Here is a 26,992-nt window from a genome sequence, read left to right on the forward strand (position 1 = left end):
GTCGTGACCTCGCGCCACACAATCCACAGCTTCCCCGTGGTCACATCGCGCACACCCCCTTTGTCACTTTCTGTAATCAGGCAAGGCGGAACAGGCGCGTGATCCACGGGCGAACGCCGGCCGGCGGGGGAACGGGACCCCGGGGGTAGGTGAAGACGGGCGCCTCACGGCCGTACGCGGCGCGCAGCTCGGCCGCCTTGCACCAGTCGGCGGCCGTGCGGCTCGCCGCCCAGGCGGCGCCGAGCGCGGGCCGCGCGTCGGCGTGCCGCTCCCAGATGCGCAGCAGCGTCACGGTCGCCTGGGCGGCGGTGTACCCGTCGTCGGGGTAGGCGGTGCCGGCGAGGTAGGGGGCCGTGACCTGGCCCGCGAAGCGGGTGTCGAGCACCCAGGTCCAGTTGGCGACCACCAGCCCGAGCGCGACGTCGGGTACGCCGGCGGCGGCGCCGTACATGAGGTGCTGCCGGGGGCCGGTGAGACGGCACCCCGGCCACAGCCAGGCGATGTCGCCGGGAACACGGCCCGCGGACAGCCAGGACAGCACGGCGAGGCCCCGCGCCGTCTGCAGGCGGCACAGCTCCAGCACGTCGCGCAGCATGCGCGGCCCGGGATCGAGCCAGACCGGCCAGTCGACGCGGTGGACGCGCGGAACGAGGCCGGTCAGCTCGGGCGCGATCGGGTGCGGGAACACCCTGCGGCCCAGGTGGGCGTCATCGCGGACGCTGAACACCGGCCGCCGCGGCCTCGATGGGGGGCTCCTCCGCGGCCGTGCGCCCGGCGTGACGGTGGGCCGAGGACGGCGCGGGAGTCTCGGAGGGGCCGCCAGCCGCCGGCGGCTGGGAAGGGGGCGGCGAGGAAGCGGGTGGCGCCGGCCGGGTGCTGGAGGGACAGGGAGTGGGCACGGGGCCGTGCTGGTGGCTGGGCGTCGGAGCCGGCCCCCCGGTCGGCCACTCCCTCGGCGGCCCGGGAGGAGTCGCGGGAGGGGTCTGCGGGGGCGTCATGGGAGGGCCGGGAGGGGGCGCGGGAGCCGTGGTCGCGGGCGGGACGCCCTCGGTCGGTCGCGCCGTCGGAGGGGACGAGGGCGCCGGTCTCGGCGCCGGGGTGCGCACGGCGGCCGGCGGCACCGGCAGGAGCGCCGGGGGGATCGCCGCCTCGCCTTTGGGCCCCAGCACGGCGATGGGGACCGCCGCCCCGGGAGAGAGCCGCGGAAGGGCGGGCATGCCGTCGGCGATGGGCGCCAGGGTCTTGGGAGCTTTCGGGGCGCCGGAGCCCTCGGGCGCCCCGCCTGCGGGCGAGCCCCGCGTGGGGAGGACTCCGTACGCGCCGCGCGCGAGCGGGTCGTCGCCCTGGCGCAGCGCGCCGACGATGACTACGGCGGCGGCGACGATCGCGACCGCCGCCACAGCGCCCGCAAGAGCCTGAGGCCAGCGCCGAGGCCCTTTGGTCTCGCGAACGGGAAACCCGTCGGGGTCGAGCAGCCCCGTGCGCCGCGCGACGAACCGGCGATAGGGCACCAGCTCGGGGTCGATGAAGCAGCTCATCACGCGCACGCGCAGAGTCTCGGGCAGCTCCGCCAGCGGAAGCAGGTTGAAGACCTTGGCCGCGGACACCTGGCGCTCGCGATGGGGGGCGCAGACGGCGCAGTCCTCGATGTGCCCGAGGAGCCGGCCGCGGGTGTCCTCGTCGAGGAGGCCGGAGAAGCCGGCGAGGATGGCCGCCCTTCCCGCGCAGTCGTGCGAGGAGTTCCGCGCGAGGATCTCGGTGGTGACGAGGTCCTGCAGGCGCTCGCAGGCGGCCTGGCGGAGGTGGTCGGCCCGCGCGGCCGTGGTGCCGAGCACGGTGGCGAGCTCGTGCTCGGGGATGGCGTGGCGGGTGAGCAGGTCGAGGATCTCGCGTTCGTCGCCGTGCAGGGCTCCCACGGCGTTCGCGGCCACCCGCCGGAGGTCGCCGTCCGGAGCCTCGGGCGAGGCGGCACCCGGCAGGGTCTCCTCTCCGTCGCCCGGCGGGATCACCGAACGCCTGCGGTGGCACTCCCCTCTGGCCAGCGCGTAGAGCCAGACACGCAGCCGCTCGGGGTCGGCCAGCGCGTGGACGTGCGCCTCTGCCGCGATCAACGTGTCGCGGAGCGCGACCTGCGCGCTGTCAGAGCTTTCGAGCACGGCCAGGGCGTATCTGTAGATGCTCTCGGCGAAGGTGTCGTACAGGTCAGCGAGGGCACCAGGATCGCGGGCGCGGAGTGCCTCGACCAGGACGCTGTCATTCATGTAACCGACAGTAAAGGCTTGGTAACTCCTCGCTCCACCGTTTCCCGGACAATGACCGGCGTTGTATTAATACCGTAATGAAAGCCAGCAAGATTGTTTGCGGGGTCCGCCCCCGATATGGCCATCAAATTCGACATATCACCATTAACAAGGAAGTGCAGGTCGCGAGCGGTGGCGATCTCGCCACTTTTCTCCGCACTGTCCGGCGATTTGCCGCACGGCCGCGCTTCTCTTGATATCCGGATTTGACCTGACATCGCTGGTCAGGGCGAGACAGGGACGAGGGCAGGACGCGGCGGGCGGCTCCGGGTCACGCCAGGGCGGTCAGCCCCGCCTCCGCGCAGCCCTTCGTGAGGCCGTCGAGCCCGAAGGCCTCCACCGGCCCGACGGCTCCGGTGGCGGCCACGCCCTCGGTGGCGGCGGTGATGGCGGCCCACGCCAGAGCGCGCGCGGTGAAGTCGTACGGGTCACCGCCGCACAGCTCCACCGTGGACAGCTTCCTGCCGCCCCGGTCGTAGGCCTCGGCGACGATCTGGGACGTGACCCCGTCCCCGCTCGGCGCCTGCGGGTCCTCCCGGCCGCCCGACTGGATCACCCGGTCGGCGACGGCCTCGGTGACCCGCTTGGCGCCGGGGATCGCCGCGATGAAGGGCGTCGCCCTGGACAGCACCCCGGCGACTCTGGTCAGCCCGCCGAGCCAGCCCAGGTAGACGTTGACCTCGCGCAGCCCGGAATGGGTCCGCGGCAGGGCGAAGTGCTCGGAGGCCCCCACGGACAGCCCGTGCCTGCGGCGGCCGTTCACGGTGAACACCCGTGTACGCCCGTGCTCGCGAAGGATGCGGCCATAACGGAAGCCGTACATCGGTTCGAGGACCATTCCGAGGGCGGACGCCCGGGTTCCCGCACTCGTCCGGCGAGCCATGTTGCCCTGGACGAAGTATCCGATATCCACTCGAACAGCCTCTGGCCCCGCCTTCCGCAGCGCCAGCGAGGCCGCGAGGTTCCCCGGCACGTAGTCGTATCCGAAGGCCGTGAGCAGCGTGGCGCCCGACGCGGCGGCGGCCGGGCCGTACCGCTGGAAGATGCGCCTGATGAACGTCGGCTCCCCGGTCGAGTCCAGGTAGACGCCGCCGGCCTCGATCGCGGCCTCCACGGCGGGCTCCCCCCAGCGGGCGAACGGCCCCACGGTGGAGATGAGCACGTTCCCCGGCTCGATGATCCGCCGGAGCGTCGCGGGCCGGTTCACGTCCGCGACGGCGGTCGGCAGCTCCACCGGCAGCGAGGAGGCCAGCGCCTCAAGCCGCGCCTGGTCGCGCCCGGCCAGCAGCGGATGGACGCCGCGGGCCAGGAGCGCCTCGACGGTGAGCCGGCCGGTGAACCCGGTGGCACCGAACAGGACTATCCGGGGGGAAGTCATGTAAGTACCGTAACCCCCTGGTGATTTCAAGATCCATAGCGGGGCGGGCCGGTCGCCACCGGAAGTGGGAATGGTCAGCCCCGCGCTCACGGCCGGCGGTCGACCGGCATCGCCTGGGACCCGCGATCCCTTGCGAACGGCGGCGTCTTGGGTTTGTCCGTGCTGGGCGGCACCGCGCCGCTCATGGCCAGTTCCTCGTACGGCCGGCCGCTGGACCCCCACGTCCTTGCGGTGATGTCCGTACGCGCCACCGGTCCCGCGCCGTTGAGGCTGTCCACGGTCAGCACGAACCGGCGCGGAGCCCCGGCGTGCACGTCGTCCACGTACGTGCTGGCGCCGCCGACGAGCCTGCCGTCCTTGTCCCGCAGCAGCGCGGTCACCACCAGGCTGGTCGCGGCCTTCTCGTACGGGTTCCCCACCGCGCCGGTCACGAGGTAGGAGCCGTTGCCGAGCTTCTCGGTGTTGGGCGCGTTGATCGGGAACGGCACGAAGGCGGACGGGATCCGCGCGGCCTCCCGCCACTGGGCCGGCTTGTAGGCCACCTTCACGTCGACGGGCTTGGCCGAGGCCATGGCCTGTCCCGTGAACTTCAGCGTCCCGGCCGGTGGCACGGCGTCCAGAGGCTGCTCCATGCGGACGACCTCCTTGCCTGCCGCGTCGCGCCCGACCACGGTGGCGGCGACGCTCTCGCCGAAGTGCCACCGGTTCGGGTTGCTGATGACGCCCGCCCAGGTCACCACGTAGCCACCGGTCCCTTGTGTGACCGATGACGTCTGTTCCTTGATCACGAGCGGTTTCAGTCGCTGCTTTGGCTGCGCCTCGTCGCCGCCGCACCCGGCCAGGAGCGTCGCTGCCGCCACTACCCCGAGTCCGAGTACGAGTGCTGTCGTGTTTCGACTACGCTGGGTCACAAGGCCGTCATAGCCCGGTTAGTCGGGCGTGACTCCTCCGACACGCGCAAGCCGTACTCATTCTTTAACGCCTCCACACTCCCCGCCGGTGTGTCCGCGTTCAGCGCTCGCGCGCCACCCGGGCCTCGTCCCAGACCGGCTCAGGCGACTCGTACACCCTGCCGTCGGCGCCGAAGACGAGATAGCGGTCGAAGTCGGCGGCGAACCACCGGTCGTGGGTAACCGCCATCACGGTGCCCGCGAACTGGTCGAGCCCCTCCTGCAGCGCCTCGGCGCTGGCGAGGTCGAGGTTGTCGGTCGGCTCGTCCAGCAGCAGGAGCGTGGCCCCCGACAGCTCCAGCAGGAGGATCTGCAGCCTGGCCTGCTGGCCGCCGGAGAGGGTCTCGAAGCGCTGCTCGGCGATGCTCCCCGCCAGCTCGTAGCGGGCCAGGGCCTTCATCGCCTCGTTCTTCAGCCTGGCGTGCTCGGTCATGACGATCTCGCAGGGAGTGCGCCCCTGGAGCTCCGGGCGGGCGTGCGTCTGGGCGAAGTGCCCGGGAACGACCCGCGCCCCCAGCCGGGCCACCCCCGTGTGCCGGACCTCCTCGCCCGCGACGAGGCGGAGGAAGTGGGACTTCCCCGAGCCGTTGGAGCCGAGCACCGCGACGCGCTCGCCGTACCAGATCTCAAGGTCGAACGGCCGCATGAGGCCGGTCAGCTCAAGGCCCTCGCAGATCACCGCGCGCTTGCCCGTGCGGCCCCCGCGCAGCCGCATGCTGATCAGCTGGTCCTTCGGCGCCACCTCGGGCGGCCCGGCCTCCTCGAACCGCCGCAGGCGGGTCTGCGCCGCGTGGTAGGCCGGGGCCATGCCGTCGTTGTACTGCGCCTTCTGCTTGAGCATGACGACCAGGCGCTTGATCTTGGCGTACTCCTCGTCCCAGCGGCGGCGCAGCTCGTCCAGCCGCTCGTTGCGCTCTCTGCGCGCCGCCGCGTAGGTCGCGAAACCGCCGCCGTGGACCCAGACGTTGCCGGACTCGACGGTGACGATGCGGCCGGCGGCGTTCGCCAGAAGCTGCCGGTCGTGCGAGACGAGCAGGACCGTCTTGGGGGTCTCCCTGAGCGCCTGTTCGAGCCAGAGCTTGCCCGGCACGTCGAGGTAGTTGTCGGGCTCGTCGAGCAGCAGGGTCTGGTCGGGCCCGCGGAGCAGCGCCTCCAGCACCAGCCGCTTCTGCTCACCGCCCGAGAGCGTGTTGACCTCGCGGTACTTCACGTTGTCGTACGGGGCGCCGAGGGCGGCCATCGTGCAGGTGTCCCACAGCACCTCGATGTCGTAGCCGCCGGCGTCGGTGTAGTCGGTGATCGCCTGGGCGTAGCGCATCTGGGTCTTCTCGTCCTCGCGCTCCATCATGGCGAGCTCGCACTCGTCGAGCCTGCGCGCCGCCTCGCGCACCCGCTCTGGGGCGACCGACAGCAGCAGCTCGTGCACGGTGCGCCCGTCGCGGATGCTGCCGATGAACTGGCGCATGATGCCGAGCCCCCCGGAACTGGCGACGCTGCCCTCGACCGGCCGCACATCGCCCGCGATCAGGCGCATCAGCGTGGTCTTGCCCGCCCCGTTGGGCCCGACCAGCGCGGCCTTGACGCCCTCGCCGATGCGGAAGGAGACCTCGTTCAGCAACGGGCGTCCATCCGGCAGTACGTACGTCAGACGGCCGACCTCGACATGCGCCACGACGATCCCTCCCCAACCTTCTCGCGGAGGGTACCTAGCGCGGGCGTCTCCACGCACCTCGATATCGACGGCTGTGGATAACCGGTTCCACCGGGTCACGGTCGTGTCGTAGGGTGCGCCCATGACCTGGCGACATTGACGCTCACCTGAGCGGAGGCTCGCGCGCAGGCTCTACACCTACGCGTTCCTCGACGACTTCATCCTGCTGTACCCCGTCTATGCCGTGCTGTTCGCCGGCCACGGGCTGTCGGCCGCCGAGATCTCCTCGCTGTTCGTCATCTGGTCGGTCACCTCGCTCGCGCTGGAGGTGCCGTCGGGCCTGTGGGCCGACGTGTTCTCCCGCAGGCGCCTGCTGGCGATCGCTCCCATCCTGGCCGGGTGCGGATACACGCTGTGGACGTTCTTCCCCTCCTACACCTCCTTCGCGCTCGGCTTCGTGCTGTGGGGCGCGGCCACCGCCCTGCGCTCGGGGACGTTGCAGGCGCTCGTGTACGAGGAGCTGGCGCGGGCCGGGGCATCGGACTCCTACGCCCGCCTCACGGGCCGCTCGGAGGCCGTCGGGACAACGGCCGTCATGGTGGCGTCGGGCCTGGCCGCCCCGGTGCTCGCGGCGGGCGGCTACCTGGCCGTGGGCGTCGCGAGCGTCGCGGTGACCCTGCTCACGGCGGTCGCGGGGTGGTCGTTCCCCGAGTCCCGCACCGCGTCGGAACGCGGGGAGAGCTACGCCAAGGTGCTCCGTGAGGGCGTCCGGGAGGTGCGGCGGGCGCCCCCCGTGCGCGGCGCGCTCGTGCTCGTCCTGGTGCTCATGGGCGCGGGTTCGCTGGACGAGTACGTCCCCTTGCTGGCCGAGTCGACGGGCGTCGAGGCGTCCGCGGTGCCCCTTCTCGTCCTCCTCGTCACGGCCGGGACCGCGCTCGGAGGGTGGTTCGCCGGAGCCGGCACCCGGTGGGCGGCCCCCGCCCTCGCCGTCGCCGCCGGATGCCTGGCCGCCGGTGCCGCGAGCGGCCGTCCGGCGGGGATGGTGCTGGTCGCCGCCGCCTACGGCGTCTTCCAGTGAGCGATGGCCGCCGCCGAGGCCCGCCTGCAGGAGCGCATCTCGGACGGTGCCCGGGCGACGGTCACCTCGATGGCGGGCTTCGGGGCGGAGGTGATGGCGGTTCTGGCCTTCGCGGCGTACGGGCTGGCGTCCACCAGGACCGGTCCCGGGCCGATCTTCATGCTGCTCGCGGTGCCGTACGTGCTCATCGCGCTCGCGATGTGGCGGTCCGGGCGGCGGAGCCGGGGGTGAAGGGCCGGTCAGCCCACGGCGACCAGCGCGCGATGGTGCTTCGGGGTCTCGATCTCGTCGAGGAGCGCGACGGCGAGGTCCGCGTAGGAGAACGGGCCCGCGCCTTCGACCTCGGGCAGCACCGCGACGCCGCCCAGGCGGTAATGGCCCGTACGGGCGACGTCGTCGGCGAGGAAGACCGGCGGCGGCGCGAGCACCAGCCAGTCGATCTCCGTGTCCGCGGCGCGGAACACCTCCAGCTCGGCCGCGTGGCCCTGCGAGAACACCAGGGCGTCCTCGGGGAAGCCGGGGGCGTCCATGACCCGGACCCCGGGCGCGGTCTCCAGCGTGGTACCGATCCCGATCGCTACCAGCCGGGGCACGCCCGCCCGCGCCAGGCCGTCCAGCAGGGCGTGCGCCGCGCCGACGTAGAACGTCTCCGACGACACCTCGCTCGTGTAGGTGGCGTTGACGGCGACGTCGTGACCCTGGGCGGCGGCGAACACGCTGTCGGCCCGCGTGACGTCGCCCGCGACCACCGTGACCCCGCCATCCGCCAGGTACCCGTACTTGGCCGGGTCGCGCACCACCGCGCTTACCTGGTGACCTCGGTCGACGGCCTCGGCGACGGCGCGCCGCCCTGCCCTGCCGCCCGCGCCGAATACAACGATCTTGCTCATGAGGGATGCTCCGTCCGACATGGCCCGGCGTGGTCGCCGGCCGATGCCGCAGACGGTAATCCGGGGGGCGCTGGTTACCGCAACGGTAGTTGCGTACCCTCACGAAAGTGAGCCAGCCACTGGATTCCGACATGTTCGCGAGTTGCCCGCCCACTCCTCCGCCGATCCGCATCGGCGACAAGTGGACCGCGAAGATCATCAGGTGCCTGGTAGACGGGCCCCGGCGTTTCTCGGAGCTCCAGGTGCCGCTGCGGGGCGTGACCCCCAAGGTGCTCACCGAGTCGCTGCGCGCCATGGAACGCGACGGCATGGTCACGCGCACCGCGTACCCGGAGATCCCTCCCCGCGTCGAGTACGAGCTGACGCCGCTCGGCCGCACGCTCCTCGCTCCCATGGCCGCCTGCTGCGAGTGGACCCGGTCTCACATGCCCGAACTCCTGGACGCGCGGGAAGCGTACGAGGACGCGCGCTCGGGCCCCTGATCCGTCGCCCAGGGGCCCTCGCGTCCGCGTCTACGGGATGATCTCCATCTGGCCCATCATCCCGACCGATGAGTGCTCCAGGAAGTGGCAGTGGTACATGTACTTCCCGAGGAAGTCGCGGAACGTGGCCTGCACCTTCACCGACCCGCCCGGCGGGACGAGCACGGTGTCCTTGAGGCCCGCGTCCTGCGGCAGCGGCGCGCCGCCGTCGCGCTCCAGCACCCTGAACTGCACGAGGTGCATGTGGAAGGTGTGGTCGAGGGGGATGGTCTCGGCGTTGACGATGTTCCAGATCTCGGTGCTGCCCCGCTTGATCTGGAAGTCCACCCGGTTCGGGTCGAACGCCTTGCCGTTGATCATGCCGATGGGGTCGGTGCCCGTGAGGTCGAAGCTCATCGCCACGTCCCGCACGACCGTCGCGGCCGGGAGGGCGGGCAGCGCGCGGAGCTGGGCGGGGACGCGGCTGGTGTCCGCGGCCTGCCGCACCACGTCGAACCTCAGCACCGGGTCACCGCCGTTGGAGAGCACGAGCTTGGTGCCGATCGGGTAGCGGGAGAAGTCGATGACGACCTCCACCCGCTCGGCCGAGGCGAGCACCATCTCGGTCACCTGCACGGGCGCGGGCAGCAGCCCGCCGTCGGAGGCGATCTTCGTCATCGGCTTGCCGCCGAGGTTCAGCTGGAAGATGTGCTCGTTGGAGGCGTTGAGCAGGCGGAACCGGTACTTGCGCGCCGCGACGGGGAAGAACGGCTGCGCCTTGCCGTTGGCGAGGATCGTGGTGCGGTTGGCCGGGTCCGAGAAGACCAGCTCGCCGTTGGCGTCGAACTCCGAGTCCCGGAGCATGATCGGCACGTCGTAGGCCCCGGAGGGCAGGTTGAGGGCCCGCTCGCTGTCGTCCTCGATCAGGTAGAAGCCGTGCAGGCCCCGGTAGACGTGCTCGGCCTCCATGTGGTGGGCGTGGTCGTGGTACCACAGCGTCGCGCCCTGCTGGTCGTTCGGGTAGTCGTACACCCGCGCCTGGCCGGGCTGGATCACGTCCATCGGGTGGCCGTCGCTGGCCGCCGGCACGTGGCCGCCGTGCAAGTGGACGTTCGCCGGCATGTCCAGCCGGTTCTGGTACATGACCTTCACCCGGCGCCCGGTCTTGGCCTTGATCGTCGGGCCGCCGAACTGGCCGGCGTACGTCAGCACGGGGGTCTGGACGCCGGGGAGGATCTCGGCGGTGGCGGCCTGGATGGGGATGTTGTAGATGTCCACGCCCCCCGACTGCACCGGCTGGAGCACCTGCGGCACGGGCATCTGGGTGGTGAACGGCGCCAGGGTCCGCCGCACGCCGGTACGCGGGGCCCGGTCGCCCAGGAGGTACTCCTTGCGAAGGGGCACGCCGTCCTTCGCGCCGGCCGGAGTGAACTTCGTGAACGGCAGCAGCATCGCCCCGCCCGCGGTGGCACCGAGGGCCAGTAATCGTCGTCGGTTCAGCATCAGTACCCCAATCAGTGCACAGCCCGGGCCAGGCCCCCCGCGACCCGCGACACGCCCCCGGGCGAGATATTCGCCACCAAGAAGGTCCCACCGGACAGCACGCGTGTCTTCTTCCAGGTTGCTCACCTTTGATGGGGCAGGGTGTGATTTATCGGCACAAGGAATTGTCAACCCCTGAATCGGGCCGAGGCCTGTCAACCCCTACCCCGACACGCTTCGCTATTGACGACTTCCCGGCATGAATAGCGCGCGTTGACACCGATCGACGGCGACTGGTACGCCTATTGCAATAAACGCGAAGGCGCATATGTTTTTCCGCACCAAAATGACGCGGTACGGGCCGTGACGGCTCAGGAAGTATCCGAGGGTCGCGTATATCGCCGACGGCGCTTATTCCGTGGGCGATATACGCGACCCTGCCCGAGCTTCTGGCGCTGCAGGACAAATACGGGCTGTTCCTGTGGTTGACGACTCGCACTCCATTTCCGTCTGGGGAGACAAGGGTAGGGGTACGTCAAGTCGCACATCGGCGAGCTGAATCCCCTCGGCGGCGGACCCGAGATTCCGGGCGGGCTTCCTACGGCTGGAGTACGACCTTGTTGCAGCCGTCCTCCTTGTGCTTGAACATCTCGTAGCCGCGCGGAGCGTCCTCCAGCCGCAGGCGATGCGTGATCACGAAGCTGGGGTCGATGTCACCGGCGCGGATCCTCCCCAGCAGGGGCTCCATGTACCGCTGGACGTGGCACTGGCCGGTCCTCATCGTCAGCGACCTGTTCATGAACGAGCCCATCGGGAACTTGTCCACCAGGCCGGCGTAGACGCCGATCACCGAGACGATCCCGCCGTTGCGGCAGGACAGGATGGCCTCGCGCAGCGCGTACGGGCGGTCGGTCTCCATCCGGGTCGCCTGCTTGGCCCGGTCGTAGGCCTGCACGGCGGGGATCGGGTAGTGCGCCTCCATGCCCACCGCGTCGATGCACGCGTCCGGGCCCCGGCCGGCGGTCATGTCGCGCAGCGCGTCCGGGATGTCGATCTCCTCGTAGTCGAGCGTCTCCGCACCCGCGCGCGCGGCGATCTGGAGCCGGTAGGGGAAGCGGTCGATGCAGATGACCCGCTCGGCGCCCATCAGGAAGGCGCTGGCGATGGCGAACTGGCCGACAGGGCCGCCTCCCCAGACCGCGATGACGTCGCCGGGCTTGATCTCGCACATCTCGGCGCCCATCCAGCCGGTCGGGAAGATGTCGGACAGGAACAGCACCTGCTCGTCCGGCAGGTCGTCCTCGATCTTGATCGGTCCCACGTCGGCGAACGGCACGCGCGCGTACTCCGCCTGGCCTCCGGGAAAGCCGCCGAGCATGTGCGAGTAGCCGAAGATGCCCGCGGGAGCGTGGCCCATGAGCTTCTCGGCCAGGCTCGCGTTGGGATTGCTGTTCTCGCAGACCGAGTACATGCCCTGCTCGCAGGCGAAGCAGTTGCCGCAGGCGATCGGGAAGGGGACCACCACCCGGTCGCCGACCCGCAGGTTCGACACGTCCGGGCCCACCTCCACGACCTCGCCCATGAACTCGTGGCCGAGGATGTCGCCCCTCTCCATGGTCGGGATGAAGCCGTCGTACAGGTGCAGGTCGGAGCCGCAGATCGCGGACGAGGTGATGCGGATGATCGCGTCGCGGGCGTTCAGAATCTTGGGGTCGGGGACCTCCTGGACCTCGACGGTGTTGCGGCCCATCCAGCAGTTGGCCTTCATGGGATCCTCCTCACGTCACGGGCTGCGGGACGGTCTCACCGCACGGGCTGGGCGGGACGCTGCATGGCCTGCCGCAGCGCCCGGATGCCCTCCGGGCTTCCCTCTGAACGGACCACCTCGCCGGTCTCCATGACCTGCTTGAACCGGCGCAGGTCGTCGCGCACCTGCTGCTCGGGGTGCTCGCCGAGCAGCCTGGCGAAGGCGAGCCCGACCTTGCCGCCCGGCGGGTCGTACTCGATCTCCACCCGCACCTCCGTGCCGCGCCGGCCGGGGGCGTCGGTGAAGCTCACGGCGCCCCTGTTGCGGACGGTGGCGCCCTCCGTCGACCTCCAGGCGATCAGCTCTCCCGCACGGTCGTCGATGATCTCCGCGTCCCACTCGATGCACTTCCTCGTGGGCCCCTGCGCCTTCCAGTGCGAGTAGCCGCCCCCTATCGTCTCCACCGACGCCAGGTGCGCCATGAAGCGCGGGAGGTTCTCGAAGTCGTGCCAGTACTCGTACACCTCCTGGCGGGGACGGTTGACCGTGATGGCCGCGTGCAACTCCATCGCGCCCTCGGGCTGGATGCTCGGCCTGCGCCGGTTCGCCCGCATGGCGGTGTACAGGTCGAGGGCCGTGAGGCCGGCGACCGCCGCCGTGACGGCCGTGACGCGACGGCGGCGGTCGCCTTCGCGGTTGGCGATGGCCCGGCCGAGAGCGGTCAGGTCCATGGCGTCACCCGCGACCCGGGTCCACACCCAGGGAGCGGGTCGCCGGCTGCCCAGCAGGACCGCGGCGTGGAACAGCTCGCGTACGCCGACCAGCCGCACCATGCCACGAGCCAGGGCCGAGTCGTCCAGCCCGCCGAGGCGGGTGATGGGCCCCGGCGCGGCGAGCTGCGCCGCCCCGAGGCCGAGGCTGGCCCAGCCGAGTGCGCTGGCGAGACGGTCAGTCTTGCGCTCATACTCTTCGCTCATGTGAACCCCACATGTGCTTTTCGATCTCGGTCCACCGTGATCGCGGCCGATCCGCTGCCTGCGGCGCGCACGCCGTCCGACGGATGATCCGTCCCCGCCGGTGGGGAAACTGTCGTGTTCCAGGGGCCGTACCCCCTCCGACTTACGATGACACTAATCCCCCTAATCATGGGCAAATCATCCTTTTTCTGTATGAGTTATGACATATCGCTTTCGCTGTGTTGCGGAGGTCGTGACGTAATATCCGCTACTCTCACCCGAGTTGATCACCTCGGAGGCGGTGAGATGGAGACGCGAGCGGCGCTCCGCTTCGGTGCGGTCCTGGCGAGCTCGGGGCCGGTCATCCTGACCACCTTCGGGGTCGGCGTCGACGCCTTCGGGTGGACCTGTTACGAGGACTATCAGGACCCCTCCACCATGGAGGTCGCCGCGTGGCAGTTGCTGTACTGGTCGCGGCTCCTGTTGCCGGTCCTGCTGGCCGGGCTGGCGCTGCGTGAGCCCCGCCGGGCCACGCCCATCGCCGTCTCGGCGCTGGGAGCCGTCCTCGCGGCCGGGCTCCTCACGGCGGTCGCCCTGCCCGGCACCGACTCCTGCACCGGACGGGCGCTTCCCGTCACGCTCCCCTGGACCCTGATCGCCTGCTACGCCGTCGCGATATGGCTGATCCTGGCGGCCCGGTCACCGGTGCCCCCGGTGAAGCACGGGGTCACCCTCTGGACGGTCGCCGCCGCGGCGGCCGTGTGGGCGACGGTGGGCTGCCGCACGCCCGCCGCGGCGGCCGTGTGTGCGACGGGGGACTGCCGTACGCTGTTCGCGGTCTTTGACGTCTCCCAGGGCTCACACCTCTTGTATCAGGAGTCACCCTGGGATGCCGTTGTTTCGTGGGCCAATTCCGCCGGACCGGCCGGCCTGCCGATCGTCGTCGTCGCGCTGGCCGCGACCGCGAGGGCCGTCGCCACCGGCCGGCTGAGGCGCCTGGCCTGCCTTGGAGCAGGGACGACGCTTCTCGCCCTCTCCCTCCTCGACCTCCTGGAACGTCTCCGCTACGGGCTCGGCTTCGACGAGCATCCCGCTGTCCTGGTCAGATGGCACCTGTTCCTCGCGGGGACCCTCATCGTGCTGTCCCCCTGGCGCTACCGGAGGCCCACCGCCCACGCCGCGACGGTGCGCTCGCTGTGGAACAGGATCCCCGAACGTCCCAGAGACCTCGCCGTGCTGATCGGCGTCGCCGCCGCCGTCGTCTGGCTGACCCTCTCGTACTTCGCGCCGAGTTCGCCGTAGAGCCTCGGCCTTCGCGGCGAGCTCTCCGTGGAGCCTGACGGGCCCGCGGGCGTACGCGGATCTGCGTATGGCGAAGCCGCAGGTGAGCGGATGTCCTACTCCGGTCGCGCGGCCAGACTCGGCGCATGCTGACCGTCCTCGTTCGTGCTTTCCGCGTGCCCGACCTTCGGAAGAAGATGCTGTTCACGCTGGCGGTGATCGCGTTGTTCCGGTTCGGGCAGAGCCTGCCCGCTCCCGGGGTGAACGTCGCCGCCGTACGGGAGTGCCTCCGGGGAACTCGCGGCGGCCTCATCGACATGCTGCAGTTGTTCAGCGGCGGGGCGATGCTCAAGCTGTCGGTGTTCGCCCTCGGGATCATGCCGTACATCACGGCGAGCATCATCGTCCAGTTGCTCACCGTGATGATCCCGCGCCTGGAGACGCTCAAGAAGGAGGGACAGCAGGGGCAGGCCAAGATCACCCAGTACACGAGGTACCTGACCGTGGCGCTGGCCGTGCTCAACGCCACCACGGTGGTCTCGCTCGCCCGCGCGGGCAAGATCTTCTCCACCTGCGACCGGCCGTTGCTGCACGACCAGGGCGCGATGACGGTCGTCGTGATCGTGGTCACCATGGTGGCGGGGACATCCGTGGTCATGTGGCTGGGCGAGCTGGTCACCGACCACGGCATCGGGAACGGCATGTCCATCCTGATCTTCACCCAGGTGGTCGCCGTGTTCCCCTCCTACGTCTCGAACATCTTCGTGATCAGCCCGTTCGCGCTGGCGGCGATGCTCGTCGCGGGGGTCTTCCTGGTGGCGGCGGTGGTGTTCATGGAGCAGGCCCAGCGGCGGATCCCGGTGCAGTACGCCAAGAGGGTCGTGGGGCGCAGGATGTACGGCGGGACCTCGACCTACATCCCGCTGAAGGTCAACCAGGCCGGGATCGTCCCCGTCATCTTCACCTCGTCCCTGCTCTTCCTGCCACAACTGGCGACACAGCTGATGGGCGGCACGGGGCCGGTCGCGGAGTGGATAGCGCGGTACCTGGTCTCGGGCGACCACCCGGTCTACATAACGGCATACCTCGTGCTGATCGTGGCCTTCACCTACTTCTACGTGTCGATCACCTTCGACCCGGTGGAGGTGGCCGACACCATGAAGCGGCACAGCGGGTTCGTGCCCGGCCTCCGGCCCGGGCGGCCCACCGCGGAGTATCTGGGATTCGTGCTCTCACGGCTGACCGCGCCGGGAGCGATCTATCTCGGCACACTGTCGCTCATCCCGGTCATCGCGTTCGTGCTGCTGCACGATCCGTCCACCCAGCAGAACTTCCCGTTCGGCGGCACGACCATCCTGATCATGGTCGGAGTCGGGATGGACACGGTCAAGCAGATCGAGGCGCAGCTGGAACAGCGCACCTACAAGGGCTTCCTCAAGGGATCGTCAACCCGGACCTGACGGCGAAGACGACCAGCTGGGCGCGGTCGCGGGCACGCAGTTTGACCATGGCGCGGCTGACGTGGGTGCGCACCGTGTCGGGGCTGATGACGAGCTCGCTGGCGATCTCGTCGTTCGACCGGCCGGTGGCGACCCAGCCCACCATCTCGCGCTCTCTCGGGGTGAGGGTGTCGAGGCCCTCGACCGGGGCGGCGTCGTGGCGGCTGAACCGGCCGATCACCCTCCTGGTGACGGAAGGGGAGAGCAGTGCCTCCCCCGAGGCGACGACCCTGATGGCGTGGGTGAGCTCCTCGGGGGCGCTGTCCTTGAGGACGAACCCGCTGGCTCCGGCCTGGAGGGCGGCGAAGACGTACTGATCCACCTCGAAGGTGGTGACGACGACCACCCGAGTGGTGCTCAGCGCTGGATCGGCGGCGATGGCCCGCAGCGTATCGATGCCATCCATACCGGACATGCGGATGTCGAGCAGGAGGACGTCGGGGCGAGCGGCCGCCAGCAGCCGCAGGGCCGCGGCGCCGTCGGCCGCCTCGCCGACGAACTCCAGGTCGGGCTCGCGGTCGATGAGCGCTCTGAGCCCCATGCGGACGACCGCCTGGTCGTCGGCGAGCGCCACGCGGATCGGGCTCGGTGGTGGAGTCATGCGGCGCCCCGCGTCACGGGATGGCGGGGCCGCGGCGTCCCCGGGTCACGCGGAGTCCGGATCAGGCGAAGCCGGCGGAACCGGATCAGGTGAGGCCGGAGGAAAGCGGGCCACGACACGGAAGCCGCCGCCCTCGCGGGGGCCCGCGCCGAACGTGCCACCGGCCTCGGCGACTCGGGCCCGCATGCCGGCCAGCCCCCGGCCCTCGGCGGTTCCCGAGATGCCGCTTCCCCTGTCGATGACCTCCAGGACGAACCCGGAGGGATCGTCGGTGAAGCGGACCAGGGCTTCGGTGGGACCGGCGTGACGCAGGACGTTGGTCAGCGACTCGCGCACCACTCGGTAGACGGTGCCTTCGAGGTACGCGGGGATCTTCGGCTCGGCCGGTTCGACCTCGACGGGCAGCCCCGTCGCGCGCACGCCGCCGATCAGCTGAGGTAGGTCGTGGCCGGAGGTCGCGGGGTCGATCAGGTCGAGTGCCGATCGGAGCTGGTCGAGCGCGTGCTTGCTGGTCGAGCGGATCGCCTCCAGCGACGCGCGGACCTGGTCGGGACGCTCGTCGAGCATGAGCAGGGCGACCCCGGCTTGCATGGCGATGGTCGCGAGGCCGTGCCCGGCGGCGTCGTGCACCTCCGCGGCGATGCGCGCCCGCTCCTCGGCGATGAGGTCCTGCGAGCTCATCGACGCGAGCGCCGTCTCGGGGGGCTCCGTGACGGTTGCCTGGTGGCTCGCCGGTGTCCGGTCACTCGCCGGCTTCACCAGCAGCGGCGGATGGGCAGGCGGCGCGGGCAGCGCCCAGACAGCCGCCCTGCCGGGAATCCGGCCGGCCGAACCGTCTGGGTCGAGGGCCTGCCCCGTCGAGACACCGGCGCTCAGGGGCTGATCGGCCGCGCTGCGGGCCTGGGCGAGACCGCTGAACGGCCATGGGATGGCCAGCCACCCCACCCACGCCAGCATGACGACGACCGGGAGGTCACGCAGCCGTCCGAGGCGGAACAGCGCAGCCCCAGCCGCCGCGAAGGAACCGCGCGGGCGGCCGTCCGGATGCGTGGGCTCGGTCACCATCCTCCATCAGAACAGGCTCAGATGACCCGATCCTAGCCAGTGCCGGGCGGTCCCGTCCGAGATCGTGGACTTGATCGCCTATGACGTCAGGGCCGCTCGGGCTCGGGCCGCGCGGACGGCGGCCGTGAGCGTCGCGATGTCGTACGCGCCGTGGTGCCGCCGTCCGTTGACGAAGAACGTCGGCGTGCCGGACACGCCGCTCAGGTCGGCGGAGTCCATGTCCTCCTCGATCCGCGGGACGCCGACTTGGCTCTCCAGATCGCGCCGGAAGCGCTCGACGTCGAGCCCGATGCGCTTGGCGCAGTCGAGCAGATCGGGAAGCAGGATGTTCCCCTGGTGGTCGAGCAGCAGGTCGTGCATCTCCCAGAACGCCCCCTGCTCGGCCGCCGCCTCGGTGGCCTCGGCCGCGAGCTGCGCGGAGGGATGCACGTCGTGCAGCGGGAGGTGGCGCCAGACGTACCGGACGTCGCCGGAGCCGGCGAGGAGCTCCCGCACGACCGGTTCGGCCTGGCCGCAGTAGGGGCACTCGAAGTCGCCGTACTCGACCACGGTCACCGGCGCGTCCTTCGGGCCTCGTATGTGGTCCCGGTCGGGATCGACGGGGGCGGCGAGGTCGATGATGCTCTCGGCGGTGCCGAACAGCGCCTGCGCCCGGAGCCTCGGCGGGAGCATGGCGGTCACGCGCGCGACACCCCAGGTCAGGAGCGATGCGCACAGTGCCGCGGCGAGGATGCCGAACTTCGCCTCCTCAAGCCCATCTCCGCTGAAGGCCAGCGTGGCGATCAACAGCGAAACGGTGAAGCCGATGCCGGCGATCGTGCCGCCGCCCGCGACCGCGGCCCAGCCGACCGGCGGGCGCACCCGTCCGCGGCTCAGCCACGCGACGAGCCAGGTCGAACCGACGATGCCGATCGGCTTGCCGGCTACGTAGGCGAACAGGATCCCCAGCGTGATCGGCGAGGTGAGCGCCCGGGTGAGGAACTCACCGCTGATCGGGATCCCCGCGTTCGCCAGTGCGAACAGCGGAACGATCACGTAGCTCGCCCACGGATGGTAGAGCTGCTGGAGGCGGTGGTTCGGCGAGACGGCGTTGGAGAGTCCCACGCTGGCGGAACGGGCGAGCTCGGGTGTCGGCTGCTCGCGGAAGAGCCGGAACAGGTCGCTCGCGTGCTCCAGGTCGCCACGCGTCGCCGGTGACGCGTAGGTCAGCAGCCCCATGGCCAGGCCGATGACGACCGGTTCGACGCCGGACTTGAAGAGCGCCACCCAGGCCGCCGCCGCGAAGCCCGCGTAGACCAGGCCGTGCCGTACGCCGCGTGCCTTGACCCCCAGCATCGCCGCGAAGATCGCCACCGCGGCCAGCAGCGCCAACGGCACGACGTGCTCGCTGTAGAAGACGGCGATCACGCAGAGGGCCACGAGGTCGTCGACGACGGTGACGGTCAGGATGTAGGTGTGCGCGCGAGCCGGGAGGCGGGCGGCGACCAGGGCGAGCATCCCCATCGCGAACGCCGTGTCCGTCGACATCGCGGCTCCCCAGCCGTGCGCGGAGGGCAGCCCCCTGTTGATCAGCAGGTAGATCGCGATAGGCATGATCATCCCGCCGAGGCCGGCCACGACCGGCAGGATGAGCCGTCGCCGGTCGCGCAGCTCCCCCATGTCGAACTCGCGCCTGGCCTCCAGCCCGACGACGAAGAAGAAGATCGTCATCAGCCCGGTGTTGATCCAGTGCCGCAGGTCCTGGGAGACGCCGGAGCCGCCGAAGTCGAGCGACAGCCGCGTCCCCCACAAGGCCTCGTACGACGGCAGGTCGACGTTGGCCCACGCGAGCGCGGCCAGCGTGGCCGCCAGGAGGATCACGGCGCTGCCGGTCTCGGTGCGCAGGAACTCCCGCAGCGGCGTCTCGACGCGCCGCGCCCAGACGGTGCTTCCGAAGAAGGGCGTGGGCGCTTCCCTGGGTCCGGTCACCTCTCATCTGACAGCATCAGGCGCCAGGGCATTCCCGAGCTGGGCATTCTTGGCTCACGGCCGGTGAACCGACGGCTCACCGCCGGTTCGGGAACCAGGTCTGGCACCTCTGATCCGCCAGGGGAGCACGCATGGCCGCCCCCACCGAAGTCAACCGCTCCGCCCCGATTCCGGCCCACTCCGAGATCGACGTCGACGCCCCGCGCACCGACCGGCGCGGTCACAACGGGCCCAGGCGTCGTGTGATGAAAGTTTCAGCTGCCACCGGCGGCGTCGACATGCCCAGCCTGCGGCTATTAAGTTGAGAGCCTGGCCTTAGTAACCGAGCCCTTCTGGGACCGGCGGCGGCTCCCTACGATCCGGGGAAGTTGGTGGGAGCGCTCCCACCGTACCGGACGGAGTATTTCATGGCTCGCAGAAGGCCCTTGATGACGGCCATCCTCACCGTGGCCGCCACGGCCGCGGCGGGGGCGGCCGTCTTCACCTCGTCCGCCGCCCAGGCCGCCGACTCCGCTTTCTACGTGGATCCGCAGACCAACGCGGCCAAATGGGTGGCGGCCAACCCCGGCGACAGCCGTACCGCCGTGATCAGGGACAGGATCGCCGCGGTCCCCCAGGGCCGGTGGTTCGCCAGCTACAACCCCACGACCGTACGCGGCCAGGTCGACACCTACGTCGGCGCGGCGGCGGCAGCGGGCAAGATCCCGATCATGGTCGTGTACGACATGCCGAACCGCGACTGTGGAGGCGCGAGCGCGGGCGGCGCACCCGACCACACCGCGTACCGCGCCTGGATCGACGAGATCGCGGCCGGCCTCGGCGGGCGGCCCGCGACGATCGTCCTGGAGCCGGACGCACTGGCGATCATGACGAACTGCATGGACTCCACGCAGCAGGCCAACGTGAAGGCGTCCATGGCGTACGCCGGCAAGAAGTTCAGGGGCACGTCGTCCCAGGTCAAGGTCTACTTCGACATCGGCCACGACGCCTGGCTCTCCGCCTCGGAGGCCGCGTCCCGCCTGAACGGCGCCGACGTCGCCAACAGCGCCGACGGCATCGCCCTCAACACCTCGAACTACCGGGCCACCCCCGGCCTGGTGTCGTACGCGAAGGGCATCATCTCCGCGACCGGCGTCTCCAGGCTGCGCGCGGTGATCGACACCAGCCGCAACGGCAACGGCCCGTCCGGCAGCGAGTGGTGCGACCCGGCCGGCCGCGCGACGGGCACCTGGAGCACGACGAGCACCGGTGACGCGTCGATCGACGCGTTCCTCTGGGTGAAGCCTCCGGGTGAGTCGGACGGCTGCATCGGCCCCGCGGGGCAGTTCGTACCGCAGCGGGCCTACGACCTGGCCGTCGCCGCCCCTCCGCCCACCGGCAACCCGACCCCCACCCCCACCCGGACCCCCACTCCTACCCCGACCCCCACTCCGACGCCCACGCCCACGCCCACCCGGACCCCGACGCCCACCCCCACCCCCACCCCGACCTTCACCGGCAATGTCGGCTGCACGGCGACCTACAAGGTGACCAGCCAGTGGCAGGGCGGCTTCCAGAGCGAGGTCACGGTGAAGAACGCCGGCACGGCTCCGATCGGCGCCTGGAAGGTCCAGTGGACGCTCTCCAGCGGGCAGTCGATCTCGCAACTGTGGAACGGCAACCTCTCGACCAGCGGCAGCGGCGTCACCGTCACGAACCTGAACTGGAACGGCAGCGTCCCGGTCAACGGAACCACCACCTTCGGATTCCTCGCCAACGGAGCGAGTAACGCCACCCCCTCCCCGCTCATCTGCACCGCTTCCTAAAACCAGCCGGGAGCCACCTACCGGCTCCGCGATGGCGAACAGGGCCCTTTCCACACCAGGAAAGGGCCCTTCGCCCGTCGTGCACGTGAATCCGGACGGGCGGAGTCAATCGCGCTTGGCGGGCAGCGACGGCCTGGCGTCGGTCCAGCCCATCTGCTGGTAGGCAGTGAAGCTGGTGGTCTTCGCGGTACGGCCGCCGGCGAGCTCGACCGTGGTCGTTGTCGACTGCGCGAGCGGCAGGCCCGTCGCGGGATCGATCACGTTCACGACGTCGTACGCCTTCTCCCCCCGCCCGGAGCCTGCGGCCACCTGGTAGCCGAACGCCTCGCCCGTGCGGCCCAGCGGATCCTTCACCCTGCCCAAGGACTTCAGCGCGGCCATGGTGGCCAGGATGCGGTAGGCGGAGGCGCGGACAGCGGGTGAGACGGGCAGACCGAAGACGATGTTCATGCAGGCTTCCTGCAGTGCCTCCGAGTCCCGCCCTCCCGGGTCCTGCCCGGAGCCGCCCTTGGCCGGGGCGGTGAGGCGCTGTTCGAGGTAGGCGCGCAGTTCCCGCTCGCCGCTCGGAATGTGGCGGATCTCGTCCCAGGTGAGGGACTTCTTGGTCAGCGACCCACCCGAGCCCTTCCACCCGCCGCCCAGCCGCGCGGCCACCTTCTCCTCCGCGCCGGCCCGCACCAGCTCCGAGGAGTTGACTCCGACGTATCCGGTCATGTCCAGCGGGTACTTCCACTGGGTCGGCGAGCCCGCCTTCCGCCAGGCGGCCTGGTCCTCGCGGCTGAGCGGCTTCGCGCCGAGGTACTGCGTGATCCACCAGCTCTGCGCCCCGGACCCGCGCGCCAGCCACTCGTCCTTGAGGAATCGCCGCCTGATGACGTAGCCGCGATCAGGCGAGATCGCGTCCATGCCGGAGATCGTGGTGGTGTGCCAGTACGCGCCCGACAGGGGCGCCTTCGTGACGGCGGTGACCGCGGTGGCGGCGGCCAGCAGGACCTGGCGCGCCGACGGCCGGACGCCGGGCGAGGTCGCCGGCGAAGGGTTCGGCCCCCGCCCGTCCGGCGCCGTCACCATGGTGATCACCAGAACCGTGGCGGCCACGCTCGCCGCCGACGCGAGCCACGGCACCGGCCCGCGCAGCCTCTTGGCGCGCGGCCCTTCTGCCCGCCCCGGCGGCTCGGACATGATCGAGGCCAGCAACGCCTGGGCCCCCGCTCCGGACACCTGCCCGGCAGGCTCGCCGCTCAGGTCGTCGTCGTGCACTCTGGCGAGATCATCCAGGTTCACAGTGCGGTCCTCTCGAAGAGCGGAAGGTCGATCCCCGCGTCTGCCAGGGCACGCGCGAACCGCTTGCGTGCGCGGTGCAGCCGGACACGTACGGCGTTGCGGGTGATACCGAGCGTGCGCGCCACCTGCTCGGTGTCGAGCTTCTCCCAGGCGACCAGCGACAGCAGCTCCCTGTCATCGTCGTTCAGGGTCCTGAAGACCCGGCCGAGCTGCGCGTACTCGGCCGGCGACGGCCCGGTCAGCGCCGGGGAGGCGGTGATCTGCTCACGTAGCGCGGCGGTGCGCCGCTCATGCCGCCGTTCGCCGCGCCGGTGGTTCGCGAGCGTCCTGCGGGCCACGATCCGGTCACGCTTCCATGTCCGGAATCTCGGAAGCATTACCGGTTACCGGCAATGTTCCGGCGGTCGCGGGCACGCCCGAGGGGGGCGACACGGAGATCACGTAGCCCGGCACCTGACGCGACGGAACGATCACTCAGAGTAGCGTCGTCGTGAAGTTGATCTACGAGGACATCCCTCACGACAGAGTGGGAGTTCAGTGTTGACATCACGACGACCCGGATCCGCGCTCACCGCGCTGGCCTGCACCCTCATGGCGCTGCTGGCCACATCGGGTACTCAGGTGGCGGCCGGCACCGGTGCGCACGCCGCCACCACCGCACGGCAGGCTGTCACGCGAGCCGCCGCCACGCCCTGTGTCCGGCAGGGGCAGACGACCTACCCTGTCAGTTACTACTGGAAGAACGCGCTCGGCATGCAGCTGGGCAGCGGGTCGGTCTCGGTCGACACCTCCCCATCCCTGTGGGGCGGGCAGATCACACCGGGCGGCACCTTCACCCTGACGCTGGCGCACCGTACGGCCCGATGGCCGCTGCTGGTCAGGAGCTACACCACCACGTGGGACCTGTCGTCACTGCTGGCCAGCGCTGATGTCGTCAGCCAGTCGGGGACCGGCACCATCAGCGGCAACACCCTGTCGATCGCCTCGCAGGGTACCAAGACCGACCCATCCCCGAAGGTCATCACCTTCCAGGTCAGGCAAGGCACCATCGGGCGCGGCATGACCATCCGGCCGACCGGGATCAGCAGCGTCATCGCCGCCCCGGGCCAGCTCGGAAACAACACACCCGCCGCTCCGATCCAGATCGTGAGCGGGCAGTCCATCTCGCCCACCAACGCCGTCGCCGACACCGCCACCACCCCGATGGGCGCAGCCGTCAGCGTGCCCGTCCTGGCCAACGACACCGCCACCTCACCGACGATCAGCGGCGTCACCAAGCCCGGCAACGGCACCGCGACGATCTCCGGCGGCAACGTGAACTACACACCCGCCCCGGGCTTCAACGGCACCGACAGCTTCAGCTACACCATCACCACCGCCTGCGGCACCAGCACCGCCACGGTCACGGTCACCGTCACCTGTCCCTGGAAACCGGTCAACCTGGTCAACGGCAGCTTCGAGACGCCGCCCGTGGCCACGGTCGACTGGTCCATCCCCGACGCCTCCACCAACCCGGGCGTCGGCTGGCACACCACCGCCACGGACAACAAGCTGGAGTTCTGGCGGGGCGGCGCGAGCGGGGTACCGGCAGCCGACGGCCAGCAGTTCGCCGAGCTCAATGCCAACCAGGTCTCCACTCTCTACCAGGACCTGCCCACCGTTCCCGGGACACCGATGACCTGGGCTCTGTATCACCGAGGCCGCCTGGGGACCGACGTGATGCGGGTGCTCATCGGCGCACCAGGCGCGACCGTGGCTCAAGTCCCTGCCGGGGCCTCCTCTCCGGACATCTCCGACGGCAACACCGCCTGGGGCTACTACACCGGGGTGTACGTCGTGCCTCCGGGACAGACCACCACACGATTCGCCTTCGAATCGGTGTCAGCCGCAGGTGGCACCCCGACGGCCGGCAATTTCCTGGACGGAGTGGTGTTCGGAACGCCGCCGTGCCTGCACCCGACGACGAACGCGGACAAGGCGGGCGGATCCCCGGATGCGCACCTTGCGGCCCGCGGCATCCCTACCATGGCCATCAACGCCAACGTTGACCGGAAAGCGCGGAAGCTCGAGCCCTCCGCGCGTTGACGATTCGTCGACCAGCGGCGGCCCTCTCAACCCAACGCGTCGGCCGTACCTGTGATGATCGTGCGCAGGCCGTGTTCGAAGGCGTCCTCGCCGAGTGGGCCGCCGCCCGCGTGCAGGGCCGCCGTCAGGGTCGGCACCGCTTCCTCGCGGGGGCGTCCGCTCGGACGGGTCGCCTGCTCCTGCAGTACGAACCCGGTGATGTAGTGCGTGAGGGTGCTGATCGTGCGCACCGCGAGCACGGGAGTGAAGCCGCGACTTGTCATCGCGGCCAGCTCCTCCTCGAACATCCGCACCGTCTCTGGGCTCAGCTCCGCCGCGCCGGACACGACGCGGGCGCCGTCGCGGTGGGCGAGCAGCGAGGCCCGGTACGCGCGGGCCCGCCTGGCCAGCCACTCCTGCCAGGACTCTTCCGGCCGCGGCGGCCCCATGCCGGCGGCCCGGACGATCTCATCGGCCATGCCGTCCAGCAGCTCCTGTTTCGTGCGGATGTGCCAGTAGAGCGCCGGTGACTGGACGCCCAGCTCAGCGGCGAGCCGGCGGACCGTCAGCCCATCCAGGCCGACCTCGTCCAGCAACCGCAGCGCGGCGTCGATCATCGTCTGCCGGGTCAGCCCGGCCCGTCCGCGGTCGCTCATCATTGCCACCTTAGCAACGCTAAGCTAGCCTTAGCACCGCTAAGGAGGCTCTCATGCTCATCACCACAGCGCCTGACGGCACCGAGGTCCGAGCCATGGACGAGGGCCGGGGGCCGGCGGTGCTGGTTCTCCATCCCGGGCTGGACGACGGCCGCTCCTGGGACAAGGTGGCGACCCTGCTGGCGCCGCGTCACCGCGTCGTACGCCTGCACCGACGGCAGTACCGGCAGGACCTGCCCGGCCCCGCGACGATCCAGCAGGAGGTCGAGCACGTGCTCGCCGCCGCGCGGGAGATCGACACCCCGATCCTGCTCGTCGGCCACTCCTCCGGCGCGGTCGTCGCCTTGGAGTCGCTGGTCACCGCGCCCGGAATGTTCGCCGGCGCCGTCCTCTACGAGCCACCCGTCGTGATCGGCGCCCCGCTCGGCGGCCCCGGCGGCGAGATCAACATCCGCGCCCGGCGGGCCATCGCGGCCGGCCGGCCCGGCAGGGCACTGCGCATCTTCATCCGGGACACCGTGCGACTGCCGGCCTGGATGGCCTTCCTGGCCGGCGTGTTCACCGCCCTCAGCCCGCGGCTGCGCCCGCTCGTCCCCCACCAGATCGACGACAACGAGGCGCTGGACCGGCTCGGCGTCCGCCTCGACGCCTACGCCGGGATCGACACCCCGGTGCTGCTGCTCGGCGGCGATCGAAGCCCCGCTCACCTGAGCGAACGCCTCGATGCACTGGCCCGCGTGCTACCCGGCGCCGAGCGGGTGGTGCTGCGTGGACAGGGGCACACCGCCCACGCGTCCGCACCCGCCCAGGTCGCTGCCACGATCGAGTCCTTCGCCACCAGGCTCACAGGCTGACCGAACTCGAACCGCCGACGTCGGAAACTCGGTTGCCGCGGCTGCCCGAGTTCGTAAGGATTCCGGCATATGGGCGCGACGAAGATGCATGCCGACGAGATCGAGACCGATGCCGGGCTGGTGCGTCGATTGCTCGCGGGGCAGTTCCCGCAGTGGGCCGATCTGCCGGTCGATCCGGTCGAGTCGTACGGGACCGATCACGACATCTATCGGCTCGGTGACCACCTGGCCGCCCGGCTGCCGCGCATCGGATGGGCCACGGCGCAGGCGGCGAAGGAGGCCGAGTGGCTGCCGAAGCTCGCGCCGCACCTGCCGCTCGCGCTCCCGGTGCAACTGGCGATGGGGCATCCCGCCGAGGGCTATCCCTTCGACTGGTCGGTGTACGAGTGGCTGCCCGGGAAGAACGCCAACGGCACGATCGACGATCTGGATCAGGCGGCCGTCGATCTGGCCGCGTTCGTGACCGCGCTGCGCCAGGTCGACACGGCTGGTGCGCATCCGCGGCCTCGTGGCGCTCGTGGCGCACCGCTCGCGGAGAACGACGAGCATGTTCGCCGGTCGATCGCACAACTCGGCGACCGCATCGACGGCGCCGCCGCGCTCCGCTCGTGGCAGGAGTCCCTGGACGCCCCGGCCTGGGACGGTCCGGAGGTCTGGGTGCACGGCGATCTACTGCCGGGCAACCTGCTCGTCGTGGACGGCCGCCTGTCGGCGGTCATCGACTTCGGTGGCCTCAACGTGGGCGATCCCGCCTGTGATCTGCAGCCCGCGTGGAACGTCTTCACGGGGGACAGTCGCGAGCGGTTCCGAGCCGAACTCGCGGTCGACGACGCGTCATGGTCGCGTGGCCGAGGCTGGGCACTCTGCCAGGCCGTGGCGGCCATGCCGTACTACTGGGACACCAACCCCGGCATCATCCGCCAAGCCTCGAACGCCCTGACCCAGATCCTCACCGCCGGCTCCCCCTGATCAACACAGCCGCCTGGCCGACGAGCCGCGTGCCGACTCCCGGTGAGCACAAG

The 26,992-nt window shown here is 70.6% G+C and carries 25 protein-coding genes; 10 read left to right on the forward strand and 15 right to left on the reverse strand.

Annotation, left to right across the window (positions count from 1 at the left end):
• Positions 1–76 precede the first annotated feature (76 nt).
• The 5 genes from OG589_RS35295 to OG589_RS35315 all read right to left on the reverse strand — a co-directional run bounded on the left by OG589_RS35295 (position 77) and on the right by OG589_RS35315 (position 6,300).
• Positions 77–727: a hypothetical protein gene (locus tag OG589_RS35295; protein WP_405142583.1), complete on the reverse strand. Its 651-nt coding sequence runs from the start codon at positions 725–727 to the stop codon at positions 77–79.
• Positions 708–2,261: an RNA polymerase sigma factor gene (locus OG589_RS35300; protein WP_405142584.1), complete on the reverse strand. Its 1,554-nt coding sequence runs from the start codon at positions 2,259–2,261 to the stop codon at positions 708–710. Before OG589_RS35300 ends, OG589_RS35295 begins: the two co-directional genes overlap by 20 nt.
• A gap of 310 nt (positions 2,262–2,571) precedes the next feature.
• Complete coding sequence (locus OG589_RS35305; RefSeq protein ID WP_405142586.1) at positions 2,572–3,678, reverse strand: saccharopine dehydrogenase family protein; 1,107 nt, start codon at positions 3,676–3,678, stop codon at positions 2,572–2,574.
• Between the two features lie 86 nt (positions 3,679–3,764).
• Positions 3,765–4,538, reverse strand: a complete 774-nt coding sequence (locus tag OG589_RS35310) for an FxLYD domain-containing protein (protein WP_405142588.1) — start codon at positions 4,536–4,538, stop codon at positions 3,765–3,767.
• A 151-nt stretch (positions 4,539–4,689) separates the two neighbouring features.
• On the reverse strand, positions 4,690–6,300 hold the full coding sequence (locus OG589_RS35315) for an ABC-F family ATP-binding cassette domain-containing protein (RefSeq protein ID WP_405142589.1): 1,611 nt from the start codon (positions 6,298–6,300) through the stop codon (positions 4,690–4,692).
• Positions 6,301–6,502: 202 nt separating this feature from the next.
• On the opposite strand from OG589_RS35315, the gene OG589_RS35320 reads away from it, so the two are divergent.
• Together OG589_RS35320 and OG589_RS35325 are read left to right on the forward strand one after the other, a co-directional pair.
• A complete protein-coding gene (locus OG589_RS35320) occupies positions 6,503–7,357 on the forward strand; it encodes an MFS transporter (RefSeq protein WP_405152190.1) in 855 nt (284 codons plus the stop codon).
• Between the two features lie 3 nt (positions 7,358–7,360).
• A complete protein-coding gene (locus OG589_RS35325) occupies positions 7,361–7,588 on the forward strand; it encodes a hypothetical protein (protein WP_405142591.1) in 228 nt (75 codons plus the stop codon).
• A gap of 8 nt (positions 7,589–7,596) precedes the next feature.
• Here OG589_RS35325 and OG589_RS35330 read toward each other — a convergent pair whose 3' ends face one another.
• Positions 7,597–8,247 carry an NAD(P)-dependent oxidoreductase gene (locus tag OG589_RS35330; RefSeq protein ID WP_405142592.1) on the reverse strand — a complete coding sequence of 217 codons (651 nt, stop codon included), beginning with the start codon at positions 8,245–8,247 and terminating at the stop codon, positions 7,597–7,599.
• A 107-nt stretch (positions 8,248–8,354) separates the two neighbouring features.
• Here OG589_RS35330 and OG589_RS35335 point away from each other — a divergent pair, with 107 nt between their 5' ends.
• A complete protein-coding gene (locus OG589_RS35335; RefSeq protein ID WP_405142594.1) occupies positions 8,355–8,729 on the forward strand; it encodes a winged helix-turn-helix transcriptional regulator in 375 nt (124 codons plus the stop codon).
• 30 nt (positions 8,730–8,759) lie between these two features.
• Here OG589_RS35335 and OG589_RS35340 read toward each other — a convergent pair whose 3' ends face one another.
• The 3 genes from OG589_RS35340 to OG589_RS35350 all read right to left on the reverse strand — a co-directional run bounded on the left by OG589_RS35340 (position 8,760) and on the right by OG589_RS35350 (position 12,914).
• Positions 8,760–10,211: a multicopper oxidase family protein gene (locus OG589_RS35340; RefSeq protein ID WP_405142596.1), complete on the reverse strand. Its 1,452-nt coding sequence runs from the start codon at positions 10,209–10,211 to the stop codon at positions 8,760–8,762.
• Between the two features lie 577 nt (positions 10,212–10,788).
• Positions 10,789–11,958 (reverse strand): zinc-dependent alcohol dehydrogenase, encoded by a 1,170-nt coding sequence (locus tag OG589_RS35345; RefSeq protein WP_405142598.1) that lies wholly within the window; start codon positions 11,956–11,958, stop codon positions 10,789–10,791.
• A gap of 35 nt (positions 11,959–11,993) precedes the next feature.
• Complete coding sequence (locus OG589_RS35350; protein WP_405142600.1) at positions 11,994–12,914, reverse strand: SRPBCC family protein; 921 nt, start codon at positions 12,912–12,914, stop codon at positions 11,994–11,996.
• Positions 12,915–13,199: 285 nt separating this feature from the next.
• Between OG589_RS35350 and OG589_RS35355 the strand changes: the two genes are divergently transcribed.
• Both OG589_RS35355 and secY read left to right on the forward strand, forming a co-directional pair.
• Positions 13,200–14,195 carry a hypothetical protein gene (locus OG589_RS35355; RefSeq protein ID WP_405142602.1) on the forward strand — a complete coding sequence of 332 codons (996 nt, stop codon included), beginning with the start codon at positions 13,200–13,202 and terminating at the stop codon, positions 14,193–14,195.
• A gap of 125 nt (positions 14,196–14,320) precedes the next feature.
• Positions 14,321–15,634: a preprotein translocase subunit SecY gene (gene secY, locus OG589_RS35360; protein ID WP_405142603.1), complete on the forward strand. Its 1,314-nt coding sequence runs from the start codon at positions 14,321–14,323 to the stop codon at positions 15,632–15,634.
• On the opposite strand, the gene OG589_RS35365 is transcribed toward secY, so the two are convergent.
• The 3 genes from OG589_RS35365 to OG589_RS35375 all read right to left on the reverse strand — a co-directional run bounded on the left by OG589_RS35365 (position 15,609) and on the right by OG589_RS35375 (position 19,307).
• Positions 15,609–16,274: a response regulator gene (locus tag OG589_RS35365; protein ID WP_405142604.1), complete on the reverse strand. Its 666-nt coding sequence runs from the start codon at positions 16,272–16,274 to the stop codon at positions 15,609–15,611. The two genes, secY and OG589_RS35365, sit on opposite strands and share 26 nt — an antisense overlap.
• Positions 16,275–16,319: 45 nt before the next feature.
• Positions 16,320–17,336 carry a sensor histidine kinase gene (locus OG589_RS35370; RefSeq protein ID WP_405142606.1) on the reverse strand — a complete coding sequence of 339 codons (1,017 nt, stop codon included), beginning with the start codon at positions 17,334–17,336 and terminating at the stop codon, positions 16,320–16,322.
• A gap of 81 nt (positions 17,337–17,417) precedes the next feature.
• A complete protein-coding gene (locus OG589_RS35375; protein ID WP_405142608.1) occupies positions 17,418–19,307 on the reverse strand; it encodes a Na+/H+ antiporter NhaA in 1,890 nt (629 codons plus the stop codon).
• A gap of 131 nt (positions 19,308–19,438) precedes the next feature.
• On the opposite strand from OG589_RS35375, the gene OG589_RS35380 reads away from it, so the two are divergent.
• Together OG589_RS35380 and OG589_RS35385 are read left to right on the forward strand one after the other, a co-directional pair.
• Positions 19,439–19,612, forward strand: coding sequence for a hypothetical protein (locus OG589_RS35380; RefSeq protein WP_405142609.1), 174 nt, complete (start codon positions 19,439–19,441; stop codon positions 19,610–19,612).
• A gap of 102 nt (positions 19,613–19,714) precedes the next feature.
• Positions 19,715–21,112, forward strand: a complete 1,398-nt coding sequence (locus OG589_RS35385; protein WP_405142610.1) for a glycoside hydrolase family 6 protein — start codon at positions 19,715–19,717, stop codon at positions 21,110–21,112.
• Between the two features lie 105 nt (positions 21,113–21,217).
• Here OG589_RS35385 and OG589_RS35390 read toward each other — a convergent pair whose 3' ends face one another.
• Both OG589_RS35390 and OG589_RS35395 read right to left on the reverse strand, forming a co-directional pair.
• Positions 21,218–22,396: a CU044_5270 family protein gene (locus OG589_RS35390; RefSeq protein WP_405142612.1), complete on the reverse strand. Its 1,179-nt coding sequence runs from the start codon at positions 22,394–22,396 to the stop codon at positions 21,218–21,220.
• Positions 22,393–22,734 (reverse strand): RNA polymerase sigma factor, encoded by a 342-nt coding sequence (locus OG589_RS35395; protein ID WP_405142614.1) that lies wholly within the window; start codon positions 22,732–22,734, stop codon positions 22,393–22,395. The genes OG589_RS35390 and OG589_RS35395 overlap by 4 nt, the downstream gene beginning before the upstream one ends.
• A gap of 202 nt (positions 22,735–22,936) precedes the next feature.
• On the opposite strand from OG589_RS35395, the gene OG589_RS35400 reads away from it, so the two are divergent.
• Complete coding sequence (locus OG589_RS35400) at positions 22,937–24,481, forward strand: Ig-like domain-containing protein (protein WP_405142615.1); 1,545 nt, start codon at positions 22,937–22,939, stop codon at positions 24,479–24,481.
• A 26-nt stretch (positions 24,482–24,507) separates the two neighbouring features.
• Here the strand turns inward: OG589_RS35400 and OG589_RS35405 are convergent, their stop codons facing one another.
• Positions 24,508–25,116: a TetR/AcrR family transcriptional regulator C-terminal domain-containing protein gene (locus tag OG589_RS35405; protein ID WP_405142617.1), complete on the reverse strand. Its 609-nt coding sequence runs from the start codon at positions 25,114–25,116 to the stop codon at positions 24,508–24,510.
• A 53-nt stretch (positions 25,117–25,169) separates the two neighbouring features.
• Between OG589_RS35405 and OG589_RS35410 the strand changes: the two genes are divergently transcribed.
• Both OG589_RS35410 and OG589_RS35415 read left to right on the forward strand, forming a co-directional pair.
• Positions 25,170–25,970 carry an alpha/beta fold hydrolase gene (locus OG589_RS35410; RefSeq protein ID WP_405142618.1) on the forward strand — a complete coding sequence of 267 codons (801 nt, stop codon included), beginning with the start codon at positions 25,170–25,172 and terminating at the stop codon, positions 25,968–25,970.
• 69 nt (positions 25,971–26,039) lie between these two features.
• Positions 26,040–26,939, forward strand: a complete 900-nt coding sequence (locus tag OG589_RS35415) for an aminoglycoside phosphotransferase family protein (RefSeq protein WP_405142619.1) — start codon at positions 26,040–26,042, stop codon at positions 26,937–26,939.
• The last annotated feature ends 53 nt before the right edge of the window (positions 26,940–26,992 follow it).

Origin of the sequence: Sphaerisporangium sp. NBC_01403 (genome assembly GCF_045040145.1) — a bacterium.
Classification (GTDB): Bacteria; Actinomycetota; Actinomycetes; order Streptosporangiales; family Streptosporangiaceae; genus Sphaerisporangium; species Sphaerisporangium viridialbum.